Source organism: Hymenobacter sp. UYP22 (assembly GCF_040547285.1).
Taxonomy (GTDB): domain Bacteria; phylum Bacteroidota; class Bacteroidia; order Cytophagales; family Hymenobacteraceae; genus Hymenobacter.
Genome location: NZ_JBEPPK010000017.1, coordinates 57872 through 82787, shown reverse-complemented (window position 1 = coordinate 82787; position 24916 = coordinate 57872). Strand labels below are relative to the sequence as shown.

Below are 24916 nucleotides of genomic sequence, written 5' to 3'. Positions count from 1 at the left end.
ACTAATGGCTACGCTCTGCCTTCACTATTGGTTGGGGCAATACAGCCCGAAAGATAGAACCAACTCCCACTTGGCTGGTAACGGAAAGCTGCCCGCCGGTTTTCTCAACTACCTGCTTGGCCAGATACAGCCCGATACCGGAGCCCTCTACGTGGTCGTGCAGGCGCTGAAACATACCGAAAACCCGCTGTTGCTGCTCGGGGGTAAGTCCCAATCCATTGTCCTCTACTTCCAGCACAAAAGCCTCTTCTTGGTTGAAGTGGCAGCGCACCTGCACCAAGGGCGCCCGCTCGGGGGAGCGGTATTTCAGGCCGTTGCTGAGCAGGTTATACAGCAGACTGCGCAAGTGCTTCTCGGCAAACAGCAACTGGGTGCAACTGTCGGGGGAGAGCAGTACCTGCCCACCGGTTACGGCCAGCAGCGGGGCCAGGTCGCGGCACACGTCCGCCACCACGTCCGGCAACGATACGTGCGTAATTGGCTGGTCCTGCACGTTTTGCCAACGGCTAACCTCCGTCAGGTACTTAATGGTGCGCTGAAACCGTTGCACCGAATCCTGCATCAGGCGCAGCACCGTTTCCGTATCGGCCTCGGCGGCCGGCTGGGTAAGCTCATGGCGCAAGGCTTGCAGCAGCCCATCAATGTTGGTGATGGGGGCCTTCAAATCGTGCGAGGCCATATACACGAAGGTATCCAGGTCGGCGTTGGCGCGCGTTAGTTGGGCGTTGGTGTTGCTTAGCTCGTCGGCCAGCTGCTGGGTCTGCTGCTGGTTGGCTTGCATACTCAGGCGGGCGCGTACCTGCTCCGTTTCGTCGTAGGCAAATACCAGCACGCCATCAATCTGGTCGAGCTCATTGCGGCGAGCCTGGTAGGTAAAGGTGAAGTACACCGTTTCCAGGGGCTGGCCTTCCACGCGGGCTACTTCCAGGGGCATTTCCCGGGCCATGTAAGTTTTGCCGGTGGTGTACACGTGGTGCAGCAGGGCCGGAATGGGTGTATCCGTCAACTCGGGAAGGGCCTCCAGAAGCGGGCGGTTCAGCAGGCTGCGGCCCGGAAAAATCAGTTGGTAGGCTGGGTTCACCAGTTGATAGATGAACGTAGGACCAGCCAGGATAGCAATGGGGGCGGGCACCTCCAGAAACAGGCTATGCAATAAGTTTTGCTGTTTTTGCTGCTGCTGCCGGATGCCTACCTGCTCCGTCACCTCGTAGCCCACGGCAATCAGGCTGGTGGTGTGGCCGGCCTCATCCTGCAGGGGTTGGAAGGTAAAGTCGACGTAAGCCTGCCTGGACTGACCGGTATGGGCCCGGTTTATGGTAACGGGGGCTTCGTTGATGGAGTAAGGCTGGCCGGTGCGCATCACGCCCGCCAGAATATTCTCAAAGCCCTGGCCAGCAGTATCGGGCAAGGCCTGGAAGTAGGGCTGGCCCAGCGTGTTAGCCGGCGGCCGGCCCCATATTTCGCCTATGGCGGCGTTGGCCAGCTCTATTACCAACTCCGGCCCCCGCAGGATGGCAATGGCCACGGGCGTCTGCTCAAAAATCCGGCGCAAATCGGCTTGCTGGGCTTCACGCTGGGCTTCGGCGGCCCGAATGCCCTCGGCCACACGCACTTCCAGCAGCTCGTTTTGGCGCTCAATCTGCTGCCGGGCTTCTACCTGCGCTGTCACATCGTAGGCAAACACGTAAATACCGCTAATCTCCTCTTGCTGACTACGCCGGGCCTGGTAAATAAAGTTGTAGTACCGCTGCTCCAGGTCGGTCCGGCCCTCATTGGCGTGGTCCAGTTGCACCAGCATTTCGTGGGCCGAGAATGTTTCCCCGGTTTGGTACACTTGGTCCAGCAGAGCGAAAATGGGTTGCCCCTTCAGTTCCGGCATAGCCACCGCAATGGGCAAACCTACCAGCGGCCGCGCACCTACCAACGCCTGATACGCCGGATTCACGAACTGAAAAACGTGGTCGGGACCATCAAAGACGCAGATCATGGCCGGCGCCTGCTCCAGCAAATGGTACAGGTGCTCCCGCTGGCGGTTGGCCTCCGCATAGGCGGCCAATTCGCGAGCCTCACTCTGCTGCCGGGCCTCCTGCGCGGCGGCCAGCACGGCTTCGCTCACGGGCAGGCAATTCAGCAGCATCCCCTCGCCCACCTGCTGGGCCGTTGCCCGCAGCGAAATACTGCCTCCAGGCAGGGGCAGCCCAACCACGCGCTCCACCAGCTGAGTGTGCGCGTAGGCAGCTTGCAACAGCTCCAGTATGCCGGCTGCCTGGTTTGCGGGCAGCCACTGGCTCAGGGCCAAACCGGGCGTGGCCGGGCCCAGGAGGTGTTCGGCAGCGGGGTTTAGGTAGTCAATCGTAAAGTCATGTACCGCCCCCGCTTCGTCCGTTAGGGGCAGAAAATACCCTACTCCCGCCAGCGAGTTTTCGAGCAGGGCTGGCAGTAAGCTAGCGGGAAGAGAGCGGACGCTATTCGCGAAACCAGCAGGCATAGGCAGAAATGGCAGGTACCAGCAAAGAGCTGGCCGCCGACGCAAGTTCTCACTTTCACTCCAATTTACTCCTCTGTTGGGGGCGGCAACACTACCCAGGCACCTATAAACAGATTCAGCTGCCGACCCATGACCGGGGCCAGGGTGTAGTGCGGGTTGCGGGGCGCTTGGCCCTGGTTAGGCCCTAGTGGCAAGCCTTGGTGCCTAGTCCTTGGTGATTTAATGCAAGGGTAACGAGAAAAAGAGCCGCACGAACCGCAAACCCAATTTTCTGCCGTACCTTTGACCGGCAATAAGCGGAACCTAACCTACTTGTTGCCATGGCCGACTACGCTGCCAAAATTGCCTTCGAGGCGCTTACCTACGACGACGTCCTACTGCTGCCCGGTTATTCGGAAGTACTGCCCCGCGACGCCGACCCCAGCTCCCAGCTCACCCGCAACATCCGGCTCCAGCTCCCCTTCGTTTCGGCCGCTATGGACACCGTTACGGAGGCTGAAATGGCCATTGCCCTGGCTCAGGAAGGTGGCATTGGCATCATCCACAAGAACATGAGCATCAAGGCACAGGCCGAGCTGGTCCGCCGCGTAAAGCGCTCCGAGAGCGGCATGATCCTCGACCCCTTCACCCTGGAGGAAACCGCCACCCTGGCCGATGCCCGCAAGCTGATGCGCAGCAACAACATTGGTGGAATTCCGATTGTGGATGAGCAGCGCCGCCTTAAAGGCATCCTCACCAACCGCGACCTGCGCTTCGAGAAGGACATGACCCGCTCGGTAACCGAGGTGATGACGGCCGCCCCGCTGGTAACCGCCAAGGCCGGTACCGAGCTGGCCGCCGCTGAGGATATTCTGCAGGATTCTAAGGTAGAAAAGCTGCCGGTTATTGATACCGATGGCCGTTTGGTAGGCCTCATTACCTACAAAGACATCCGGAAGCGCCGCCGTACTCCTAACGCTTGCAAGGACGAGCTGGGTCGCCTGCGCGTAGGAGCCGCCGTGGGCGTAACCGCCGACTTGCTGGACCGCGTAGCGGCCTTGGTAGAAGCTGGCGTGGACGTGGTGAGTGTGGATACGGCCCACGGCCACAGCAAAGGTGTACTGGATGCCGTGCGCAACCTCAAGCAGCAGTTTCCTAAGTTGGAAGTAATTGCCGGCAACGTAGCCACCGCTGAGGGCGCCCGTGCCCTAGCCGATGCCGGCGCCGATGCCGTGAAGGTGGGCGTGGGCCCCGGCTCTATTTGTACTACCCGCATTATTGCCGGCATTGGGGTGCCCCAACTCTCGGCAGTGCTGGAAGCGGCCCGGGGCCTGGAGGGTACCGGCGTTCCGCTCATTGCCGATGGTGGCATCAAATACTCCGGCGACGTGGTAAAGGCCCTGGCCGCTGGCGCCAGTACGGTAATGGTTGGCTCCTTGCTGGCCGGCACCGAGGAGGCGCCTGGGGAGGTAACCTTATTCGAGGGCCGCAAATACAAAAGCTACCGGGGCATGGGCTCGGTAGAGGCCATGGAGGAAGGCTCCAAGGACCGGTATTTTCAGGATGCCGAGGACGACGTGAAGAAGCTGGTACCCGAGGGCATTGTAGGCCGCGTGCCGTATAAAGGCCTGGCCGCCGAGGTGCTGTACCAACTGTCGGGGGGCTTGCGGGCCGGTATGGGCTACTGCGGGGCGGGCAGCATCGAAGCCCTGCACACGGCTCGGTTTGTACGCATCACCGGGGCAGGCCTGCGCGAGTCGCACCCCCACGATGTGCAGATTACCCGGGAAGCCCCCAACTACAGCAGCCGCTAACTAACCAGCTAAGCCCGCGCGTGTAGTACTGCTTTATCCTTTCTTGAAAAGCCAACGGCTGCAGTAGCCGTTGGCTTTTTTGCTAGGGGTGGATGCCTAGTGAGTTTGCCGGTGTTCGGATGATTGTGGTGGCTTTTTGGCTATACCCTGTATCTTGCTACTCAATTTAGCTCCCAGCCCCTACCCTGCAGTAGCAGGATTTACTGCATGTCGTTCCTCCGGAAGTTACATCCCTTCCTGTATCCTGTTTCGCTCCTGACGTGGCTTGGCTTGCTGGCCTGCATGCTGCTGTATGCGCATCCGGCACTGGCCCAGCAGGTTCCCCGCCCACCGTCCTGGCTTTTGCTGGTGCTGCAAGCTGTGTTTGCCGCCAGCATCTTCATTCAAGAGCGTAGTGCCGCTGACCGGCTCCGTGGCCTCGATTTCGTGGGCTTGCTCCGCCGCCTGGTACTGGGGCCTTGTCTGCTGGCTACCATATGCGTGGGCCTGCACTTAGTACAGCGCCTCACGGAGGACCAGATGCCCGGCGTTGGCTCCATCTTATTCACGGTAACCTACACTGTGAATATTGGCTTGTTTGTGCTACTGCTGGCTCGTACTAACTACGTATGGCGCTCCTTGGTATTGTTTCGCTCCTCCGGCAAGCTACGGAAGCAGTGGGAGGCCTTTGAGATTCTGCTAGGTGTTACCCTACTTGTGCACCTGTTTGCTCCTACTCCTACCTGGGGCTTCAACAGCGTTATATTCGGGGCCTTGGCCGCTTTTGGCGCTTACATCAGCAGCCACCAGAAGTGGGTAGCCTATCTGAGCCGACGGCAGAAGCTGGAAGCCGTGCTGCTGCAAGTGGCGGTGCTGCTTTCAATGGGGGCGTTTGTTTTCTACTTCCTGCAAACTCAGCAGGACCCTCACCTGGTAGCCCCCGATACCCAGCATACATTCCTGATTCTGAATTCTTTCTTTGCGGGCTTCTATGCCTTTATGGGCCTGCTGGTTACGGCTTTCAATCTGCCTACTGCCAGCGTGTTTGAGCAGAAGCGGGAAGAAATTCTGAGCCTGCAGCGCCTGACCCAGCTTATCCAGCGGGGTCAAACTCAGGAGGAGGTATACCGCATGTTCTTCGACTCGGCCGTACAGACAGTAAATGCCGACGCGGCCTGGCTGGATCTGTCGGCTGAAGGTGCCACCCAGCAACTGTTCCAGCAGCACATCAGCCCGGAGCAAATTACGGCCGTGCGCAGCCTGCTCACCGATTACAACCTCACCCATATTGAGTACCTGAACAACGACCTGTTCGACAGCAACGGGTTTCGGGGGCTTGACCTGCCCTATGGTTCCTTGATGGTGATGCCCCTGAGCTCCAGCAAGCGCCAGTACGGCAGCATTTACATGCTCAAGGAGCAGCCCCAGGGCTTCGACCGCGAGAACCTGAGCATTCTGCAAACCTTCGCCAGTCAGGCAGTGCTCAGCATCGAGAACCTGCAACTGGTGCAGGCTTCCTTGCATACCCAGCGGGTGCAGGACGAGCTGAAAATTGCCTCGGCCGTACAGGATAGTCTGATTCCGAAAAATCTGCCAATTGACAACTGGTTTGAAATCAGCTCCCACGCCTTGGCCGCCACGGAGGTGGGCGGCGACTTCTATGACTTCCTGCACTTACCCGGCCGCCGCTTGGCCGTGCTCATCGGCGACGTATCGGGTAAGGGCGTTACGGCGGCCTTCCACGTGGCCCAGATGAAGGGTATCTTTCATGCCCTCATGCAGGAAAACCCGCTGGCCCGCAATGAGCGGGACAAGTTTCCGGTACCCAGCAAATTTATGGCGCAGGCCAACAACGCCCTGGCCCGCTGTCTGGAGCGCTCTGCCTTTATTACCGCCTCCCTCTACATCATTGATTATGAGCATGGTGGCTTTGTTTTTGCCCGCGCCGGCCATTGCCATACGCTCTACTATCACTCCATCAAAGAGGAGGTTTCCTATTTCCGCACGACGGGGCTGGGCCTGGGTATCATCCGGAATGACACCTACGAGAAACACATCAAAAACCAGTTCTATGACTACAACCCCAGTGACGTGATGGTGATTTATACCGACGGCATTGTGGAGGCTCGAAATGGGGCCCAGGAAGAATACGGTGAGGAGCGCCTGCAGCAAATGCTGGAGAGCACCTATTATCTTGATGCCGAACAGATTAAAGAACGTATTCTGGCCGATTTAACCGAGTTCAGCCTGGGCCAGCCCATGCACGACGATCAGACGCTGCTGGTCATTAAATTCAAAGCCGCTCAACCCGAAGCTGCTCTCTAACGTAGCACCGAGCTATGAAAATAAATCAACACGTTACCGAACATACGCTCACGCTCAGCCTCGACGGCGAACTGGACGCCAGTTCCTCTGTACTCCTGGACACAGAGCTAAGCAAACCGGAAATTCTGAGTTTCCAGAAAGTACTGATTGACTGCCGCCAACTGAATTACATTTCCTCAGCGGGTCTGGGTGTGTTTATTTCCCACCTGCAAACGTTTCAGGACGCGGGCGTGAAGCTGGTGTTCTTCAACATGCAGGAGAAAGTCCACAATGTATTCGAAATCCTGGGTCTGGACTCGTTGATGACGATTGTACCCTCGGAAGCGGAAGCAGTAGCCATTTAGTCGCGTTGCACAGAACACGCAGGGAATGAAACACGCAATCCGAATTAGCTGCACACGCCGCAACCTGAAGGTGGTGCGCGACTTCGTGAGCGACTTTCTGGCAACTTACCACTTATCAGACCTGATTATCAATCAGATTGTGCTGGCAGTCGACGAGGTGGTAGCCAACTTGATTATCCACGGCAACGGGGAAGATGAGTCGCAGTTTCTGGACGTTCGGGTATCCATACGGGAGCAGGAATTTTGCATCGAGATAGAAGATCAAAATCTAACCTCCTATTCCCCCTCCAGCTACCAAGAGCCTGATCTGCAGGAGTATGTACGCATCGGCAAAAAGGGCGGTGTGGGTATGATGCTGGTCAACCGCATCATGGATCGGGTGGAGTTCACCACGCAGGATGCTCACAACTTGTGCCGCCTGTGTAAGAAACTGGGCTAGAGCACCGTTATATAGTTGGTCAAGAAAAAAGCACTCTGCTGGCAGAGTGCTTTTTTCTTGACCCTGAGCCGGCGTCCCCGACCCGGAAAAAATCCGTAAAATTGCGACTAGCAGCCATCCGTATCCGGAGCGTTTTCCGGCCGGTTTTCTGGCTTCTTCTGATTACTTACTGTATGCACAAACGCATTTTGTTTGCCGGCACCGCCGCGGCTGCCCTGCTGGCCGGGTGTCAGGCTACCAAGCCTACCACGAAGGCCGCCGCGCCCTCGGTTGAAACCCTGGGTACCACGGAAGTTCCTGCCTCTGAATTTGCCTACGTATACCGCAAGAATAACAGCTCAGCCCCCGAGTTTGGCACCAAAGCCAGCGTGCAGGAGTACCTCGACCTCTACACCAACTTCAAGCTGAAAGTGCTGGAAGCTGAGCAGCGCGGCCTCGATACTACCCAGGCCTTTAAGCGGGAGCTGGAAGGCTACCGCCAGCAATTGGCCCAGCCCTACCTCACCGAGAAAAGCGTAACCGACAAACTGGTGCGCGAAGCCTACGACCGGATGAGCAAGGAGGTGAATGCCTCGCACATCTTGGTGCGCATCACGCCCGATGCCAGCCCCAAGGACACGCTGGCCGCTTACCAGAAGATTACGGCCCTGCGCCAGCGCGTGACCAGTGGTGAGGACTTTGCGAAAGTAGCCCGCGAGAATTCCGAAGACCCTTCAGCCGCCGAAAACGGAGGCAAGCTGGGTTACTTCACGGCCATGCAGATGGTGTACCCCTTCGAATCGGTAGCGTACAGCACGCCGGCGGGGCAGGTGTCGCAGCCGGTGCGTACGCGCTTTGGCTACCACATTATCAAGGTGAATGATGTGCGCTCGGCCCAGGGCGAAATCAAAGTAGCCCACCTGATGGTGCGCACCACGCCCGGCATGCCCGCGGCTGATTCCGTTACGACCAAAAAGAAGGTAGATGAGCTGTACAGCCGCCTTACCCGCCAAGGCGCAGCCTGGGACAAACTGGTGTCGCAATTCTCGGAGGATGCCGGCTCAGCGGCCAACGGCGGTGAGCTGCCGCCCTTCGGCACCGGCCGCATGATTCCGAGCTTCGAGGAAGCAGCTTTCAAGCTGCAGAAGCCCGGTGATATTTCCCGCCCCGTACAGACGCCTTACGGCTGGCACATTATCAAGCTGATTGAGAAGCAGCCAGTGCCTTCCTTCGAGGCGATGGAGCCCACCTTGAAAAGCAAAGTTGCCAAAGACTCCCGCTCGGAGCTAAACAAAGCGGCTTTCCTGAAGCGGGTGCGCACGGAAAACCGCTTCACCGAGACAGGAGCAGCCAAGGATTACGCCTTTGCTAAAACCGACACGGCGCTGGTAGGTGGCCGGTTCCAGTACACGGCCCCGCCCGCTCCCGCCAAGGCCACTAAAACTACCACAGATAACTCCACGCTGTTCACGATTGGCGGCAAGCCCTACCTGGTGAAGGATTTCTTGACCTACGCCCAGCAAAACCAACGGCCCCGCCCCGGGGCCGAGCCCCGCTTCGTGGCCCAGCAACTCTATGACCAGTACGTGGAGCAAAGCCTGGTGGAGTTTGAAAAGGCTAACCTGGAAAACAAGTACGAAGACTACCGCATGCTGGTGAAAGAGTACCGTGACGGGATTCTGCTGTTCCAGCTCATGGATGAGAAGGTGTGGAGCAAGGCGATTGAAGACACCGTAGGCCTGCAAAAGTTCTTCGCCGACAACCAGGCCAACTACCGCTGGGAGCCCCGGGTGCAGGCCACCGTTATCAGCGCCGCCTCACCCGAGCTATTAGCCAAAGCCCAACAGCTTCAGAAAGCGGGCCGCTACCAGCTTACTACCGGCCTGCCCGCACCGGTAGCCTTCCGTACCGGCTCAGCCGAAGCCCCGAGTAACGCCCTAACGGCGCTGGCTGAGCAACTGCTGGCCGATGCAAGCCTGAATTTGCGGGCCGTGGGCCACATTAAAAAAGGCGAAACGCCGGCCCTGGCTCGGCGGCGGGCCGAGGCCGTAGTGGCAGCACTGCGGGCGCAGGGAGTACCAGCCAGCCGCCTCAGCAGCGGTGCCGATACTAAGCCCGCTGCCGCCTACACCACGTTTGAGCTGACCACTACCAATGTAACTGCTCTGGAAGGTCTGCTCAACACCCAAAACCCACTGGCGGTGCAAGTGCAGCAGCGCAGCTTCCAGAAAGGCGATAGTAAAGCGGTAGACCAGTTCCTGAACAGCGCCCCCGGTACCTACACTACCCAACAGGACGGCCGCTACTACGCCATCATCGTTGATAAGCAACTGCCGGCCGGCCCTAAAACGCTAGCCGAGGCCCGCGGTCAGGCTACCTCCGACTACCAGAACTACTTGGAAAAACAGTGGATTGGGCAGCTGCGGGAGAAATACCCGGTAAAGATCAACCAGCCCGAGGTAGACAAGCTGGTGACGAAATAGGGTAAGCCAGTAGGAAAAAAGGCAGAAAGCCAAAGCCAGTTCGAGCCGTGTAGGGCCACGCTGGTTTTGGCTTTCTGCCTTTTCCTGGCCACTAGTTCGCCGCTGTTGCAACCTCCGCTGGCTGGCTGGTCTCTCTTTGCCACCTAGGGGCACTAACTGGGTGCTTCCCGGTGTTTTTGCCGGAGAAAGGATTTATGATGAAATTTACGGGCGGCTTGTGGCGTTTTGCCTGTCGTCTGGCTCTGGCAGCACTGAGTTGCCGGCAGCATTACAGAAATACTCCATGATTAAAATAGTAGGGGCCCGCAAGGCGCTGTTGAGTGCAGTTGTGGTAGCAGTATCGGCCACAACCAGCTTTGCTCAGTTGGGGGTAGGCCGCCCAGCAGGCCAGAAAGTAGTGGATGGCATCATTGCCAAGGTGGACAACCAGATTGTGCTGCGCTCCGACCTGGAAACCATTTTTGCCCAGGAAACTGCCCGGGCCGAGGGCAAACCGTTGGCCCCCGATACGAAATGCCGCATTCTGCAAAGTCTGGCATTGAACAAACTGCTGCTGGCTAAAGCCGAAACTGACTCCGTAGTAGTAGAAGACACCCAGGTGAAAAGCGAATTAGACCGCCGTATGGCCTATTTCGTGCAGCAGATTGGCTCCGAGAAGAAGCTGGAAGAATACTACAACAAGCCCCTCAAGCAGCTCAAGGAAGAGCTGCGGGTGCAGGTGAAAGAGCAGTTGGTACAGCAGAAAATGCAGGACCAGATTGCCGGTAAGGTGTCGGTGACGCCCCGGGAGGTGCGGCAGTTCTTCAACAAAATGCCCAAAGACAGCCTGCCCTACTACTCCACGGAGGTGGAAGTAGGCCAAATTGTGAAGCTGGCTAAAACCAACTCGAAGTCCAAACAGGCGGCCCAAACCAAGCTCAACGATATCCGGGCGCGCATTGTGGCTGGGGAGGATTTTGCTACGCTGGCCAAACAGTTTTCCCAAGACCCCGGCTCGGCCGTGGAAGGCGGCTACCTGGGTTTCTTTAAGCGCCGGGAGCTGGTGCCTGAGTACGAAGCCGCCGCTCTGCGCCTGGAGCCAGGCGGATTGTCGCCCATTGTAGAGTCGCAGTTTGGATTTCACCTGATTCAGCTGATTGAGCGCAAAGGCGACTCCTACAGCACCCGCCACATCCTGCTCAAACCCGAGACCGGCACAGCGGACACCAACGAAGCGGCCCAGGATCTTGCAAAAATCCGCCGCCGCATCATGGCCGACAGCCTCTCGTTTGCCAAGGCCGCCAAGGATAATTCCGACGATAAGATTTCGGGCGGTAACGGCGGCATGCTCACCAACCGCCGCGACGAAAGCACCTACCTTCCCCTCGACCAGCTCGACCCGGCCATTTTCTTCACCATTGATACCATGAAGGTGGGCAGCATCACGCCGCCCATGCCCTACCGCACCGACGATGGGAAGGATGCCGTGCGGATTCTGTATTTGAAGTCGAACCACCCGCCTCACCAGGCCAACATCCAGGACGACTACCAGAAAATTGCGGCGGCAGCTCTCAACGAGAAGAAAAACAAAGCCCTGGACGCTTGGTTTGCCCAGAACCGTGGCACCGTTTACCTCGAAGTTGACCCCGAGTACAGCGGCTGTCAGTTGCTGAATTCCGTTAATTAACGTATTCGTTTTTGGTTTTTGGTTGGTGGTTTTTGGCTTGATCAGTTGCTGAAAACCACTAACCAGAAACCATCAACCAAAAACTACCCTATGCCTTTCTCCTCCGATAAAGAAGCCGCCGACGCGTTAGCCCTTTCCTACCAGAAGCTCCTCCAGGAAATCGGCAAGGTGATTATCGGGCAGGATGAGGTGGTGCAACTGGTGCTTACGGCTGTGTTTTCGCAGGGCCACTGCCTGCTGGTGGGCGTGCCTGGCCTGGCCAAAACCCTGCTTATCCAAACCATTGCCGATTCGCTGGACCTGTCCTTCAACCGGGTGCAGTTCACGCCCGACCTGATGCCTTCCGACATCGTGGGCTCGGAAACGATGAACCAGCAGCGGGATTTTCATTTTGTGCCGGGCCCCATTTTCGCCAATATTGTACTGGCCGACGAAATCAACCGGACGCCGCCCAAAACCCAGGCCGCTCTGTTGGAAAGCATGCAGGAGTACGCCGTAACCGTGGCCGGCAAGCGGTACCCCTTGGAGCGCCCGTTTTTCGTGCTGGCCACCCAGAACCCGATTGAGCAGGAAGGCACTTACCCCCTACCCGAAGCCCAGCTGGACCGTTTTATGTTCAACATTGAGCTGGGCTACCCCAGCTACGAGGCCGAGTTGCAGATTGTCAAAAACACTACCTCTGACCGTAAGCCCAGCGTAAGCAAGGTGCTGACGGCCGCCGAAATTCAGGCGTTTCAGCAGTTGGTACGCCGGGTGCCGGTGGCCGATAACGTGGTGGAGTACGCCGTGGGCTTGGTACACAAAACCCGCCCCAACACTGGCCGGGCTGCAGCCCGCGCCACGCAGTTGCTGGAATGGGGCGCCGGCCCCCGGGCCTCCCAGCACTTAATTGTGGGGGCTAAATGCCACGCCTTGTTGCACGGTAAATACTCCCCCGACATTGAAGACGTAAAAGCGGTAGCCCTCCCCATCCTGCGGCACCGTCTGGTCCGTAACTTCAAAGCGGAAGCCGAAGGCATTACGGTGGACCAGATAGTAAAAGAACTCCTTTGATTAGTTCTGAGCACTGAATGATAAGAGTTGAGTCTGGGGCAATGTGTGCTCTTTCACTCTATTTCACTCATCATTCAGCCCTCAGAACTCATAATTTTCTAACAGAATGGAAGCAGCCGGTTACTACCAGCAGTTTGAGCGCAACCTAGAAATTATCCTAAGCGGCTTGGAGGCAGGCCTGGATGTGCGCACCACGGCCCTCAATACCTCGTTGCCACTGGAAGTGTATGTGCTGAGCGAGGTGCTGAACCAGGGCGGTGGCCAGTTTCGCCTTACTACGGAAGCGCCATTGGAGCGCCTGCGCGAGTTTTATGGCCAGTTCCGGCAGAACCAAGCTGGCACAGAGTCCCTGCTGCAGCGCATCCTGGACGATAAGAAAGCTATGATGCGGACACCCGAAGGCCGCGTACTGACGAAAGAAATGCTGATCCGCCGCCTGGAGTACTTCAACGAGGCTGCGAGGCAGGTAAACGTCATGCGCAACCAGCAGGCGTTGGGCAGCCCCCCTCAAAGTCGCTCCGGCATTGGAGCCGAGTTGCAGAAAGGTTAATTACGGATTCGTTCTGTTACACGCATCAACTAAAAAGGCCTTCCACATGGAAGGCCTTTTTAGTTGATGCGGATAGTTGCAGCCATTATATTGGCTGAAAGCAGCTGTGTACTGCTTAGTACACGTTGGAATTTCCGATTAGCTCATAGAAGCCGCTGCCTCTTTGCGCACCTTGGTGTTTCCGTCCTTGGAATGGTTGAGCTGCAAGTCACCGGCGGGCTCCCGCTTGAGGTGATTAGGTACTTCGTCGCCGGCCGCACTCTTAGAAATTGTTACGCCTCCATCCACAAAGTACGTAGCACCGGTTACGTAGCTGGCTTCATCCGAGGCCAAGAACAGGTACACATTGGCTACTTCCTCGGGCGTACCCCGACGGCCCAGCGGCACTCCAGCCACCGTATTTTTCTCCATTTTTTGGTTCATGGGGCCAGTTTCTTTGTGCGTCCAGGCCGTATCGATGGGGCCTGGACCTACGCAGTTTACCCGCACCCCGTGCTTAGCCTGCTCCACGGCCAAGCCTTTGCTGAACGTCATCACCCAGGCCTTAGTACCGCCGTAGGGCGTAATCATGGGGGAGCCCATCTGCCCAGCTTCTGAGCCTGCCGATACGATGTTGCCCTTGGTTTTCTGCAGTTCCGGCAAGGCAGCCCGGCTCATCATGAATACCGAGTAAATGTTGTTTTTGATCATGTACTCGAAGGCCTCCACCGGATATGAATCCAGCTCGGCGGTAGCCGGAAACACCCCGGCATTATTGACAAGAACATCCAGCTTGCCGAATTCCTGCACGGCGGCTTTCACGCAGGCTTCGGCCACTGTTTGCTGGGAGATGTCACCGAGGTAGCCAATGGCCCGTCCTCCTTCAGCTAGAATTTCATCTACTACCTCCCGCACGGGGTCGGAGTCGAGGCCGACCACTACCACGGCGGCCCCTTCGCGGGCGAATTTCTTGCTGATGGCTTCTCCAATACCGGATCCGCCGCCGGTGACAATGGCTACTTTATTTGCGAGTCTTGTGGACATAATACGAACGTTGATATGAAGGAATACGGCTGGGCAGGCGTGGGGAAATTACTGGACCCTGCCAGCCAGCCGCTACGTTCTGAACGGTTTGGGAGTGCCGGAGTTACGACAGTGCAGTTTGGCAACTAAGCAAAACGGGCATTTTTGGGCCATTCTGCGTACTATGCCCAGGCCTTGTTCCCGAAATAATGTACGCCGCTCCGCCCCTGCCCGCTCCTACCGACGCTCCTCTGCACACGGCACGGCTCTTGCTCCGCCCCTACCAGCCCTCCGACGCGGACTCCTTCTTTCAGCTTATTGAAGGTAACCGTGCGCGGCTGCGCCCTTCTTTTCCGGCGCGCGAAGCAGCTACTCTCACGGCCGCCGCCGCCACCCAGGTGCTTGCCCAATTCCGACACGACTGGGCAGCCGGACGACTCTATGTGCTCGGCATCTGGCACGGTGAAACGCGGCAATACCTCGGCGACATCAGCCTGAAGCCCAACTGGACTTCTCCCGTCACAGCCGAAATTGGGTACTATCTGGCGGCCGATGCGGAAGGGTACGGCTACGCCCGCGAGGCTTTGGCGGCCGCCGTCACCTTCGGGTTTGATACGCTGCACGTGGCCCGCCTGCTTATTCGGTGCCAGGCTAGCAACCTACGCAGCTGCGCCGTGGCCGCTGCCGCCGGATTCCAGCCGCTGCCCCCCAAGCCCCGCCCCTGGCCGCTACGGGCACTTGGTACCTCTGGCATTCTGTACTACTCCCTGCGCCGGCCCGCTTGAAAGCGGCTACTGGTTTTTGACTGTACCGAGTAGAAAGCTCTGGTTGAAATTCAGATACAGCGCAAAGGAAAAATCGAACAGACCATTATTGAGGTCATAGAGCGGCTCGAAGCGGGTGGTCAGAATCACGTTACCGGGTAGCTTGTAGTCCTTAATAGCCCGCAGAATCAGTAGCTGCCGGTTCTTATCGGTGTAGCCGGGGTCAGCTACCGATACGGAAATCGACTGGTACAGCCGCCCCCCAATAGGCGAGATATAGCCATTGCCCTGCCAATACGCTAGCTGCAGGTTATTCAGGCGCGTATCCAGGCCGGCGTTCAGATAGAGGCCGGTGCCGCGCTTGTAGGGTAGCTCGTAGGTGAAGGAGTAGTCGTGGAAATAGGTAACGTAGCCATCAAAGTGGGCAGCCTGCAAGAAGCGCGAGGCCAGCGCCTTGCGCACCCGTAGACCGGTGGCTACATTGAACAGGGTTTGCAAAGGCCGGTCCACGGTGTCCAGTTGCCCGCCGCGGTGGGTGGCCGTAAACTGAAACGGCAGTTTTACTAACCAACCCACCGAGTCGCCCGCCAAGCAGCGCTCCAGGCTGAGCCCCCCCGCTACCTCTTCCTGGTAGTTGCTAAAGCGGTACTGTTGCCGCCGCCAGTTTACCCAGGCATCCAGAAAGGTGGCATCCGTTAGGTATTGGTACTGCAGACCTTCCTCAAGCCGGTCAGTCAGTACCCGCTCAAAATCATACATCGGCTCAATGTAGCCGTGCTGCAGGCTCCCCTCAATGTTGCCGAACAACAGCCGGTGGGCTCCTTGCGCATACTTGAGCGTGAATAGTGGCCGTACCTGCCGGAAGCCGCGGGAGCCGTAGTCGCGCTGTAAAAACACACCTGCCTCCAACCGCAGATTACTAGCCGGGAAGTACACTAACCGCGGAGCCAGCTGCGCTCCAAAATACGTGAGGCCGGGGTCAATCTTGTTAAAATACTCGTTGTCTTTGTTGAACAGCAGGCCCTGCACATCCAACCGAATTTGCTGCTCATAACCAGGCCCCAGGGGCAGCCGATGGTAAAAAGCCCGATTATCCAGCTGAGCCCAGCTAGCCTGTGTGCTACCCAGCCACGCTACCAACGTCAGTATCAGGACGGTAGCGGCGCGGCAATTTTCTAAAAATTTTAGCACGGAAAGAATCTGCTAAATCCGACGAATTTTTTTAGCATTGCGGGCACAAAATATAGTCCGGCGACGTTACCATGAGCCGCCCCACTCTGGCTTGCCTGGTGGGTTGCGCGGGGCCCGCAAAAGGCCTACATTCACCAAACCTACGCATTTCCAATCCAACCCCTCTCTATAATGGCTGCCACCACTGAAAAGGCCGAAAAAACTGCCGCAAACCCGCAAGCTGAAAAGTTGAAAGCCCTCCAGCTCACCCTGGATAAGCTGGACAAAAGCTACGGCAAAGGCACCGTAATGAAACTCAGCGACAACAAGGTGATGGACGTTGAAGTCATCAGCACCGGTTCGCTGGGCCTGGATATTGCACTCGGCGTAGGCGGTTTGCCCAAGGGTCGCGTTATTGAAATATACGGCCCGGAATCGTCGGGTAAGACCACGCTAACCATGCACGCCATTGCTGAAGCGCAGAAGAAAGGGGGCATTGCCGCCTTCATCGACGCCGAGCACGCGTTTGATCCGCTGTACGCCAAGAAGCTGGGCATCGACACCGAGAACCTGCTGATTGCTCAGCCCGACAACGGGGAGCAAGCCCTGGAAATTGCCGACCAGCTGATTTCCTCCGGGGCCATTGATATCATCGTAATTGACTCAGTAGCTGCACTGGTGCCCAAAGGCGAACTGGAAGGCGACATGGGCGACTCCAAAGTGGGTCTGCACGCTCGCCTGATGTCGCAGGCCCTGCGGAAGCTTACGGGTACCATCAACAAAACCGGCTGCTGCTGCATCTTCATCAACCAGCTGCGCGAAAAAATCGGCGTAATGTTCGGCTCGCCCGAAACCACCACCGGTGGTAACGCCCTGAAGTTCTACGCTTCCGTGCGTCTGGATATCCGTCGGATTGGCCAGATCAAGGAAGACAAGGACAATGTAACCGGTAACCGCACCAAGGTGAAGGTGGTGAAAAACAAAGTAGCCCCGCCCTTCAAGGTTATCGAGTTTGATATCATCTACAACGAAGGCATTTCCAAAGTAGGCGAGATTCTCGACCTGGGCGTTGATATGGGTATTATTGCCAAATCGGGCTCTTGGTTCTCGTACGATGGTAACCGTCTGGGCCAGGGTCGGGAAGGTGTTAAAACCGTACTGCTGGATAACCCCGAACTGGCCGATAAAATCGAGGCTCAGATTCGGGCCAAAGTGAAAGGTGACCCAGAAGAAGCGCTGGCCGCCATTCCAGAGGACCGCTCCATGGAGGATGACGAAACTGAAGAGCTGTAAGCTTTCCGCTTTCACACAAAAAAGCCCGCCGTTCATTTCGGCGGGCTTTTTTTATTGTCAGTAAAATCTTGTTCTACAAGAATGGGGCTGGGCAAAACCGCCTGTTCTTCCGGGCCGTACTGAACGTGTGGATAGTTGGTATAAGGCGGTTGGCAAACAAACCTTGGCGGGTGTAGCTGCTCCGTAAGAAGGTATTTTTTGCCCTGCGGAATCCGAGTATCTTTGCTGGCACCGCATTTGAGTAGGAACCGGCTATACCCCAATCTGCCGCTTATCCATGAACCGCCGCTGGCTTCTGTTTACCGTACTCTCGCTGCTGCTGACAGCCACTCTACCTGCGTTTGTGCCGGCCTCCGAAGCAACGCGCACCGTTGCCAATACCAGCTTTGAGCGCGGGGAGGTGCTGCAATACAAGGTGCACTACGGCCTGATTAACGCGGCCGAGGCTACCATTGAAGTAGACAACGAGGTGCACCGCATCAATGAGCGCCCCTGCTACAAAGCCACCGTTACGGGCCGCACCCTGGGCTCCTTCGATTTTTTCCTGCGTATCCGGGACACCTGGCGCTCCTACATCGACACTACTAGCATTCTGCCCCAACGCTTCTTCCGCAACATTGAGGAGAACAACTACCGCAAGCGTGAAACGGTGGACTTCGACCACCTGCGGGACGTGGCGGACGTGGAAAGCCACAAGAAGAATAAGGACCAGGTGAAGAAGGGCACGTTCAAAGTGCCCAACAACGTGCAGGACCTGGTTAGCGGCTTTTACTACCTGCGCACCCTCAATTACGACCAACGCAAGGTAGGCGAGGTTATCAAGGTGCAGGGCTTTTTTGACGAGGACGTGTTCAACATGGACGTCATCTACAAGGGCCGGGAAGTGGTGGAAACCAAGGCCGGCACTATTCGCACCATTCGGCTGGTGCCTAAAATGCCCAGCAATAAGTTGTTCAAAGGAGAAAACGCCATTTCGGTGTACCTCTCCGACGACCGGAACAAGGTTCCGGTACTGATTCAGGCGGAAATGTTCGTGGGCTCCGTCAAGGTGGACATGTTCAAGTACAAAGGCCTCCGAAACCGGCTAAATGTAGTGGCGCAAAAATGACATGCTGTGAAGCGGCTCCCGTTGGGGGCCGCTTTTCTTTTTTTATATCTCGTTCTTTCTCTCGCTTAAGTACCTGATGCAGACAACCCTGGTTTCCCGCCGCCGCTTGGTTATGCCGCCTCCCCGCTCCCTGGCTCCGGTGCTGCTACCTAGTCCGCCGCCCCTTGCCGATTTCGTGTGGCCCATTCCAAACCCGGTTCCGCGCAAGGAAACTGTTCGGGCCCGGCCCGCAGGTAACGAAACCATAACACGCCGTGCGCGCCGCCCGGCGGTACTTTTGTCTTCGCGCATTCTGTTTTACCCTAAACCTCCCCGCTCCGTGCAACCAACCGCCAACCCCAACGCCTACAAAATTCTGGTAGTGGACGACGACCCCGACATCGTGGAGCTGCTGGAGTACAACCTGCGCAAGGAAGGCTACGAGGTAGCCAGCGCCCCCGATGGCCGCAAGGCCTTGGAAATAGCCCCCCAGTTCGGGCCCGATATCATTCTGCTGGATGTGATGATGCCCCACCTGGATGGCATTGCCGCCTGCCGCCAGCTTCGGGAGCAACCCAAGTTCAAGGATACCTACATCATCTTCCTGACGGCCCGGGCCGAAGAATTCTCGGAAGTAGCCGCCTTCGATGCCGGCGCCGACGACTTCATTGCCAAACCCATCAAGCCCCGGGCCCTGCTCAGCCGCCTGGCCGCCTTCGTGCGCCGCGACAAAGACCCCCAGCAAACCTCGGACACTATCGAAATCAACGGTCTGAAAATTGACCGCACCGGCTTTGCCGTGTATCAGGAGGGCCGCAAAATCACGCTACCCAAAAAGGAGTTTGAATTGCTGGCCTTCCTGGCCGCCTCCCCCCATAAGGTATTCGGCCGCGACGAGCTACTGCAGAATATCTGGGGCAACGACGTGTTTGTGCTGGCCCGTACTGTGGACGTGCACGTGCGCAAAGTGCGCGAGAAAGTAGGCGACCACCACATTCAGACCATTAAGGGCGTTGGCTACAAGTTCAACACGGATAATTAGGTGAAATAGGGAGATGGTGAAATGGTGAGTTGCTATTCCAACGGCGCGGTTCGGCGCAGGTGGCCCCCGGTGCCTTCAGAACAGCAACTCACCATTTCACCATCTCTCCATTTCACCACTCCCCATGAAACTCACTGTATCCTCCCGTACCATTGCCATCATCCTGTCGTTGCTGGTGGCGGCCGTGCTGACGACGCTGGCATGGCTGGCGCCCACCATGCCCTTCCAGCAAGGCGTGCTGGCAGCGGGCGTATCGGTGGCAGCGTGTTTTCTGCTGCTGTACCTGATGTTTGAAGCCCTGATTTTTCGGGAAATCAATAACATTTATGAGAGCTTGGAGAACATCAAGCGCAAGGAGTTCCGGCGCATGTCCAACAAGTTTCTATTCCGCCCGGAGCCGCTCAAGCGCATGCGCGACGAAATTCTGGACATGGCCCAGCGCCGACAGCAGGAAATTGAGGAGCTGAAGCGCCTGCAGGTGTTGCGCCGCGAGTTCCTGGCTGATGTATCGCATGAGTTAAAAACACCCATTTTCGCCGCCCAGGGCTTCGTCCATACCATTCTGGATGATGATGACGTGGACGACTTTACCCGCAAGAAATTCCTGCAGAAAGCTGCCACCAGCCTCGACGCTCTTGACGCCTTGGTGCAGGACTTAGTAACCATTTCGCAGCTGGAAAAAGGGGTAGTTCGGATGCGCCGTCAACGGTTCAATTTGGGTGAGCTGGTGCAGGACATCTTCGAGCAACTGGAGATGAAAGCCGCCCAGCGCCAGGTAACACTGGAGCTGCAACTTCCCCAAGCGCAACCGGAAACAACGCTGGTGGTAGCTGACCGGAACCGTATTCGGCAAGTGCTTATCAACCTCATCGACAACGCCATTAAATACGGCCGCGAGAACGGGCACGTCACCGTTTCCCTGCTGCCCAACGGTAAAAGCCTGCGAGTGCAAGTGCAGGATGACGGAGAAGGAATTCCGAAGCAGTTTCAGAACCGCATTTTTGAGCGGTTCTACCGCATTGACAAAAGCCGAACCCGCGAGTCGCGGCAGGCGGGCGGCTCAGGGCTGGGGCTGGCCATCAGTAAGCATATCGTGGAAGCGCACAAATCCACTATTCGGGTGCGCAGTGAGCTGGGGCAGGGTACCGTGTTGGAGTTTAAGCTGCCAAAGCCCAAAAAGCGAGTAGCTGATAAATTAGCCGACGCGCAGGCGTAAACACTCCCGGGGCGAGGGGAGCTTTTGGGCGCGTAGCAGCGCTTTGTCGGTAAACTGCTGATTATGTTGTTTACCAGGCACTGGCGGGATTAACGGCCGCTGGCTTCTGCATCCCTGAATTACCGTGTACCTTTGCAGCTCTCTATGAAGCTGCCCAATTTCGACGACCTGATTCTGTTTGAGGACGAAGACTTCGTCATCATCAATAAGCCGCCCTTCCTAGCCACGCTCGACGAGCGGTTTGGTGGGGCGCCCAATATTTTACGCCTAGCCCGCGAGAAGTACGAGGATGTGCAGGCCTGCCACCGCCTCGATAAGGAAACCAGCGGCGCGCTGGCTCTAGCCAAAAACCCGGCCGCTTACCGCCACCTAGCCATGCAATTTGAGGACCGGCAGGTGAAGAAAGTGTACCACGCCGTGGCCTGGGGCGTGCACCAGTACGATGGCCTGCGCGTAGACCGGAGCATTGAAACCACTACCAAAGGCAAAGCCCGCTTGGCCTACAAAGGCAAACCGGCCGTAACATTGGTGCGCACCCTGGAAGCCTACGCCCGCCACACCCTGCTGGAGTGTCAGCCCATTACCGGCCGCATGCACCAGATTCGCCTGCACCTCTCCTACCTGCAAGCCCCCATTGTGGGCGACGGCATGTACGGCGGCGACGACTTCTACCTGTCGTCCCTGAAAAAGAAGTTCAACATGAAGCAGGGCGAGGAGGAGCAGCCCTTCATCAAACGGTTTGCCCTGCACGCCCGCCAGCTCACCTTCGCCAAGATGGACGGGGAGCAAGTCACCATTGAAGCCCCCTACCCCAAAGATTTCCGGGTATTGGTGGAAACGCTGCAACAGTACTCGTAAGTGAAAGGCCCTCTTTGTTAAACAGAAAGAGGGCCTTTCACTTACGAGTACTACCGGATTTTCTCAAAAATGGCCATCCGAACAGAATCAGGAGTAGGCTTGTGGCGGTTACGGGGTAAAGCACCCTGCCAGCGCAATTGGTAAGTGGGGTTGGTATGCAACGATTCAAAAGAAGTTTGGCCTTCCATACCACCATACCATTCATCCCAGAAAATCAACGTTCCAGTCGGCATCCATCGGTCAGGGTCACGCAAATCTTCAATCTTGTTGGTATAATTTCCGAAAGGATTGGTGCCAAGTGCCAACGAAAAGTAGGGGTGTGAATACACCACATGCGGTACCTGTTTACCCAATATCCATCGGGCAGCGGTATTAGCCAAGATCTGGTCTGAAGGCTGACCAAAATCCCGCTCCCAGCGCAACGCAGCGCGCGCGCCTGAAAAAACGAAGCCGACTATCCCGAGCACTAGTGTGGCCATAATCTGTTTTCGCGCTGTGCCAGTACGGCCTAAACTGGTTACCAACCCTAGGCCACGCAAAACGATTAAGCTCAGCAGTGGCACCACGCTGCACAGCACCCGCGTCAGCCCGAACGAACCAAAAATACCGAAGACCCAGAATACGGTGTGAGCCCCAATAAACACCACCACACACCCATACACCAGCAATAAGTCGGCGGTAAACTTCTCAGAGTATAGCCGCGCGGTGGGTTGCAACCACTCCCACAACATGCGCCCGCCTCCCAACCAAAACAACCCATACTGCACCCAGCCGATGGTGTCAGGTAGGCTTCGGATAAAGTGCAGCCATCCACCATTACCATACAACTCATTACGAACCGGATAGGCATTACGTGTGAATACCCACCAAAAATCATCGTACACAAACACTCCGGCTATTCCATATACAATGAAGCCCAACGTTAGCCACGGCAAGGCTCGCCAGTTGTGCGTAACCAGCACGTAAAATCCATACACCGCCAGCAGTAGAAAACCCTCGGAGCGGGCAAAAGGCAGGAAGGAAATTATGGCGGCCCCCCAGGCTACCCGCCCACGCAATGCCAGTGCTACAGCTACCATAAGCACTGCACTAAAGGTAGGCTCCGTGAGGCCCGAAAACTGAATCCGGAAGTAATCAGGGGAAGCGTAGCAGAATACAATAGTCAGCCAAGGCCAAGGCATTCGTAGGCTACTAGCTGCGTTGTAAGCCGCCGCCGTTGCTACTGCTACCAGCACGCATTGTAGCACCATCAGCCCGCGAAGGCCAGCCCGCGCTGGAAGCGCGGCCAGCTGCACTACTAACGGCTTCGACCACGACTCCAGAAAGTTAATCGGGTGCTGGAAGGCATAGTGCGCAAACAAGTAATGCATGATACTATCACTGGAATCATAAGAATTCCGTGTCAGGAATACCGTGGCTATCGAAATGCATACCAGTAATGCCAGTAAAATATACGCCCAAGGCTTGTAGGAAGCTGAGCCAGGAAATTCTGGGTGAGGAGAAGTAGTACTCATTGTACGGTAAAAGTACGGAGCTCAATCGAAGCACCTACCGCAGGTATAGTACCCCCTTCAAGCGCAATAATTACCTCCCAGCTTGCATATTGGCAGAAAGCCGGTAACTTTGTGTCCGTTTTCCCCGAACTGTGTTCGGCTTCTTCTTCATTTTCAAACGCTTATCCTCCTCCCCAATGGATCATTTGAGCTTCAAGACGGTATCCGTCAACAAAGCCAACGCCAACAAGGGCTGGGTTGTGGTTGATGCTGCCGACGCTACCCTGGGTCGTCTGGCCAGCCAAATTGCCAACATGCTGCGTGGCAAGCACAAGCCCTCCTTTACGCCCAACTCGGATTGCGGCGACAACGTCATCGTTATCAATGCTGATAACCTGCGCGTAACCGGCAAAAAGCTGACCGACAAAATCTACATCACCCACTCGGGCTACCCCGGCGGACAGAAGCGCATCAACCTGCGCGACAAGAAAGCCAAGGACTCGACCCGGGTGATTGAGCACGCCGTACGCGGCATGCTGCAAGGCAACAAACTGGGTGCCGAGCAGTTCCGCAACCTGTACGTGTACGCTGGTACCGCTCATCCCCACGAAGCGCAACAGCCCAAAGCTGTTTCTTTCACGAATCTCTAAGCCGTTAGTCGGCCCCCCTTTTAACTCTTCACTTAATGGAAATCTCCAATACCTCTGGTAGAAGAAAAACCTCGGTGGCCCGCATTTACATGCAGGCCGGGCAAGGGAATATCACTATCAACGGCCGGGACATCAAGGCTTACTTCAGCAATGAGCTCCTGGAAAACATCGTGAACCAGCCTTTGGCGACGGTCGAGCAAGTCGGCCAGTACGACATCAAGGTAAACGTGCGCGGTGGTGGCATCTCGGCTCAGGCTGAGGCTATCCGTCTGGCCATCTCGAAAGCCCTCGTAGGCGACAACGACGAAGTTCGTCCCGCCCTGAAGAAAGAAGGCTTCCTGACCCGTGACCCGCGCATGGTGGAACGTAAGAAATTCGGTAAGCGTAAAGCTCGTCGTTCGTTCCAGTTCTCGAAACGCTAATACTTCCAGAGGAACCCTATCATGGCTCAGACCACCACGTATAAAGAACTGCTTGATGCCGGTGCCCACTTTGGTCACCTTACGCGCAAGTGGGATCCGAAAATGGCGCCGTACATCTTCATGGAGAAGAACGGCATCCACATCATTGACCTGAACAAAACCCTGGCTTCGCTGGACCACGCTGCTGCGGCTATCCGCAACATCGCCAAAAGCGGCCGCAAGGTGCTGTTCGTGGCTACCAAAAAGCAGGCTCAGGAAATAGTTACTGAAGAAGCCAAGCGCCTGAAAATGCCTTTCGTTACGGATCGTTGGTTGGGTGGCATGCTCACCAACTTCACCACCGTACGCAAGTCGCTGAAGAAGATGAGCACCATCGACAAGATGGTGAAGGAAAACACCGCCTACGCGGCCCTCGCCAAGCGCGAGAAGCTGATGATGTCGCGCGAGCGGGAAAAGCTGGAGCGTGTACTGGGCGGCATTGCCGACCTGAGCCGCCTGCCCGCTGCCCTGTTCGTGGTAGACGTGAAGCGTGAGCACATTGCCGTGAAGGAAGCGCAGAAATTGGGTATTCCGGTATTCGCTATCTGCGACACGAATTCCAACCCCGAGTCGGTACAGTTCGCCATTCCCGCCAACGATGACGCCTCCAAATCCATTCAGCTCATCGTGGGCCTGATGGGTAAGGCCATCGAAGAAGGTCTGTCGGAGCGTAAAGTCGACAAAGAGGACGCCGACAAGAAGCAAGCCGAAGACGAAGGCATCCAGGAGAAGCAGAACGCCGACGAATAGTCTTGAAGAAGCTAGAAGCTAGGAGTTAGAA

At 56.9% G+C, this 24916-nt stretch carries 21 protein-coding genes; 17 read left to right on the top strand and 4 right to left on the bottom strand.

Going from position 1 to position 24916, the window contains the following annotated elements:
• Window position 1 precedes the first annotated feature (1 nt).
• Window positions 2–2488 carry a PAS domain-containing sensor histidine kinase gene (locus ABIB60_RS20115; protein WP_354582167.1) on the bottom strand — a complete coding sequence of 829 codons (2487 nt, stop codon included), beginning with the start codon at window positions 2486–2488 and terminating at the stop codon, window positions 2–4.
• A 320-nt stretch (window positions 2489–2808) separates the two neighbouring features.
• On the opposite strand from ABIB60_RS20115, the gene guaB reads away from it, so the two are divergent.
• The 8 genes from guaB to ABIB60_RS20075 all read left to right on the top strand — a co-directional run bounded on the left by guaB (window position 2809) and on the right by ABIB60_RS20075 (window position 13099).
• Window positions 2809–4281 carry an IMP dehydrogenase gene (gene guaB, locus ABIB60_RS20110; protein ID WP_354582166.1) on the top strand — a complete coding sequence of 491 codons (1473 nt, stop codon included), beginning with the start codon at window positions 2809–2811 and terminating at the stop codon, window positions 4279–4281.
• A 207-nt stretch (window positions 4282–4488) separates the two neighbouring features.
• Window positions 4489–6585, top strand: coding sequence for a GAF domain-containing SpoIIE family protein phosphatase (locus ABIB60_RS20105; protein WP_354582165.1), 2097 nt, complete (start codon window positions 4489–4491; stop codon window positions 6583–6585).
• A gap of 14 nt (window positions 6586–6599) precedes the next feature.
• Window positions 6600–6929: an STAS domain-containing protein gene (locus ABIB60_RS20100; RefSeq protein WP_354582164.1), complete on the top strand. Its 330-nt coding sequence runs from the start codon at window positions 6600–6602 to the stop codon at window positions 6927–6929.
• Between the two features lie 25 nt (window positions 6930–6954).
• Window positions 6955–7368 (top strand): ATP-binding protein, encoded by a 414-nt coding sequence (locus ABIB60_RS20095; protein ID WP_354582163.1) that lies wholly within the window; start codon window positions 6955–6957, stop codon window positions 7366–7368.
• A gap of 173 nt (window positions 7369–7541) precedes the next feature.
• On the top strand, window positions 7542–9830 hold the full coding sequence (locus ABIB60_RS20090; protein WP_354582162.1) for a peptidylprolyl isomerase: 2289 nt from the start codon (window positions 7542–7544) through the stop codon (window positions 9828–9830).
• Between the two features lie 283 nt (window positions 9831–10113).
• A complete protein-coding gene (locus tag ABIB60_RS20085; RefSeq protein WP_354582161.1) occupies window positions 10114–11496 on the top strand; it encodes a peptidylprolyl isomerase in 1383 nt (460 codons plus the stop codon).
• A 90-nt stretch (window positions 11497–11586) separates the two neighbouring features.
• Window positions 11587–12549, top strand: coding sequence for an AAA family ATPase (locus ABIB60_RS20080; RefSeq protein ID WP_354582160.1), 963 nt, complete (start codon window positions 11587–11589; stop codon window positions 12547–12549).
• 106 nt (window positions 12550–12655) lie between these two features.
• A complete protein-coding gene (locus ABIB60_RS20075; RefSeq protein ID WP_354582159.1) occupies window positions 12656–13099 on the top strand; it encodes a hypothetical protein in 444 nt (147 codons plus the stop codon).
• Between the two features lie 138 nt (window positions 13100–13237).
• Here ABIB60_RS20075 and ABIB60_RS20070 read toward each other — a convergent pair whose 3' ends face one another.
• Window positions 13238–14122: an SDR family NAD(P)-dependent oxidoreductase gene (locus tag ABIB60_RS20070; protein WP_354582158.1), complete on the bottom strand. Its 885-nt coding sequence runs from the start codon at window positions 14120–14122 to the stop codon at window positions 13238–13240.
• Window positions 14123–14310: 188 nt separating this feature from the next.
• On the opposite strand from ABIB60_RS20070, the gene ABIB60_RS20065 reads away from it, so the two are divergent.
• Complete coding sequence (locus ABIB60_RS20065; RefSeq protein ID WP_354582157.1) at window positions 14311–14886, top strand: GNAT family N-acetyltransferase; 576 nt, start codon at window positions 14311–14313, stop codon at window positions 14884–14886.
• Between the two features lie 6 nt (window positions 14887–14892).
• Here ABIB60_RS20065 and ABIB60_RS20060 read toward each other — a convergent pair whose 3' ends face one another.
• Complete coding sequence (locus ABIB60_RS20060; RefSeq protein ID WP_354582156.1) at window positions 14893–16056, bottom strand: lipid A deacylase; 1164 nt, start codon at window positions 16054–16056, stop codon at window positions 14893–14895.
• Between the two features lie 171 nt (window positions 16057–16227).
• On the opposite strand from ABIB60_RS20060, the gene recA reads away from it, so the two are divergent.
• From recA to ABIB60_RS20035, 5 genes are all read left to right on the top strand, one after another.
• A complete protein-coding gene (gene recA / locus ABIB60_RS20055) occupies window positions 16228–17328 on the top strand; it encodes a recombinase RecA (protein ID WP_354582155.1) in 1101 nt (366 codons plus the stop codon).
• Window positions 17329–17605: 277 nt separating this feature from the next.
• On the top strand, window positions 17606–18436 hold the full coding sequence (locus tag ABIB60_RS20050; RefSeq protein WP_354582154.1) for a DUF3108 domain-containing protein: 831 nt from the start codon (window positions 17606–17608) through the stop codon (window positions 18434–18436).
• A gap of 319 nt (window positions 18437–18755) precedes the next feature.
• Window positions 18756–19457, top strand: coding sequence for a response regulator transcription factor (locus ABIB60_RS20045; RefSeq protein WP_354582201.1), 702 nt, complete (start codon window positions 18756–18758; stop codon window positions 19455–19457).
• Between the two features lie 124 nt (window positions 19458–19581).
• Window positions 19582–20673: a sensor histidine kinase gene (locus ABIB60_RS20040; protein WP_354582153.1), complete on the top strand. Its 1092-nt coding sequence runs from the start codon at window positions 19582–19584 to the stop codon at window positions 20671–20673.
• A gap of 144 nt (window positions 20674–20817) precedes the next feature.
• Window positions 20818–21531, top strand: coding sequence for an RluA family pseudouridine synthase (locus tag ABIB60_RS20035; RefSeq protein ID WP_354582152.1), 714 nt, complete (start codon window positions 20818–20820; stop codon window positions 21529–21531).
• A 50-nt stretch (window positions 21532–21581) separates the two neighbouring features.
• Here the strand turns inward: ABIB60_RS20035 and ABIB60_RS20030 are convergent, their stop codons facing one another.
• Window positions 21582–23045, bottom strand: a complete 1464-nt coding sequence (locus ABIB60_RS20030; RefSeq protein WP_354582151.1) for a hypothetical protein — start codon at window positions 23043–23045, stop codon at window positions 21582–21584.
• A 176-nt stretch (window positions 23046–23221) separates the two neighbouring features.
• Here ABIB60_RS20030 and rplM point away from each other — a divergent pair, with 176 nt between their 5' ends.
• The 3 genes from rplM to rpsB are packed head-to-tail and all read left to right on the top strand — an operon-like array spanning window position 23222 to window position 24885.
• Window positions 23222–23674: a 50S ribosomal protein L13 gene (gene rplM / locus ABIB60_RS20025; protein ID WP_125417766.1), complete on the top strand. Its 453-nt coding sequence runs from the start codon at window positions 23222–23224 to the stop codon at window positions 23672–23674.
• A 35-nt stretch (window positions 23675–23709) separates the two neighbouring features.
• Window positions 23710–24096, top strand: a complete 387-nt coding sequence (gene rpsI, locus ABIB60_RS20020) for a 30S ribosomal protein S9 (protein WP_125417763.1) — start codon at window positions 23710–23712, stop codon at window positions 24094–24096.
• 21 nt (window positions 24097–24117) lie between these two features.
• Window positions 24118–24885, top strand: a complete 768-nt coding sequence (gene rpsB / locus ABIB60_RS20015) for a 30S ribosomal protein S2 (RefSeq protein ID WP_354582150.1) — start codon at window positions 24118–24120, stop codon at window positions 24883–24885.
• The last annotated feature ends 31 nt before the right edge of the window (window positions 24886–24916 follow it).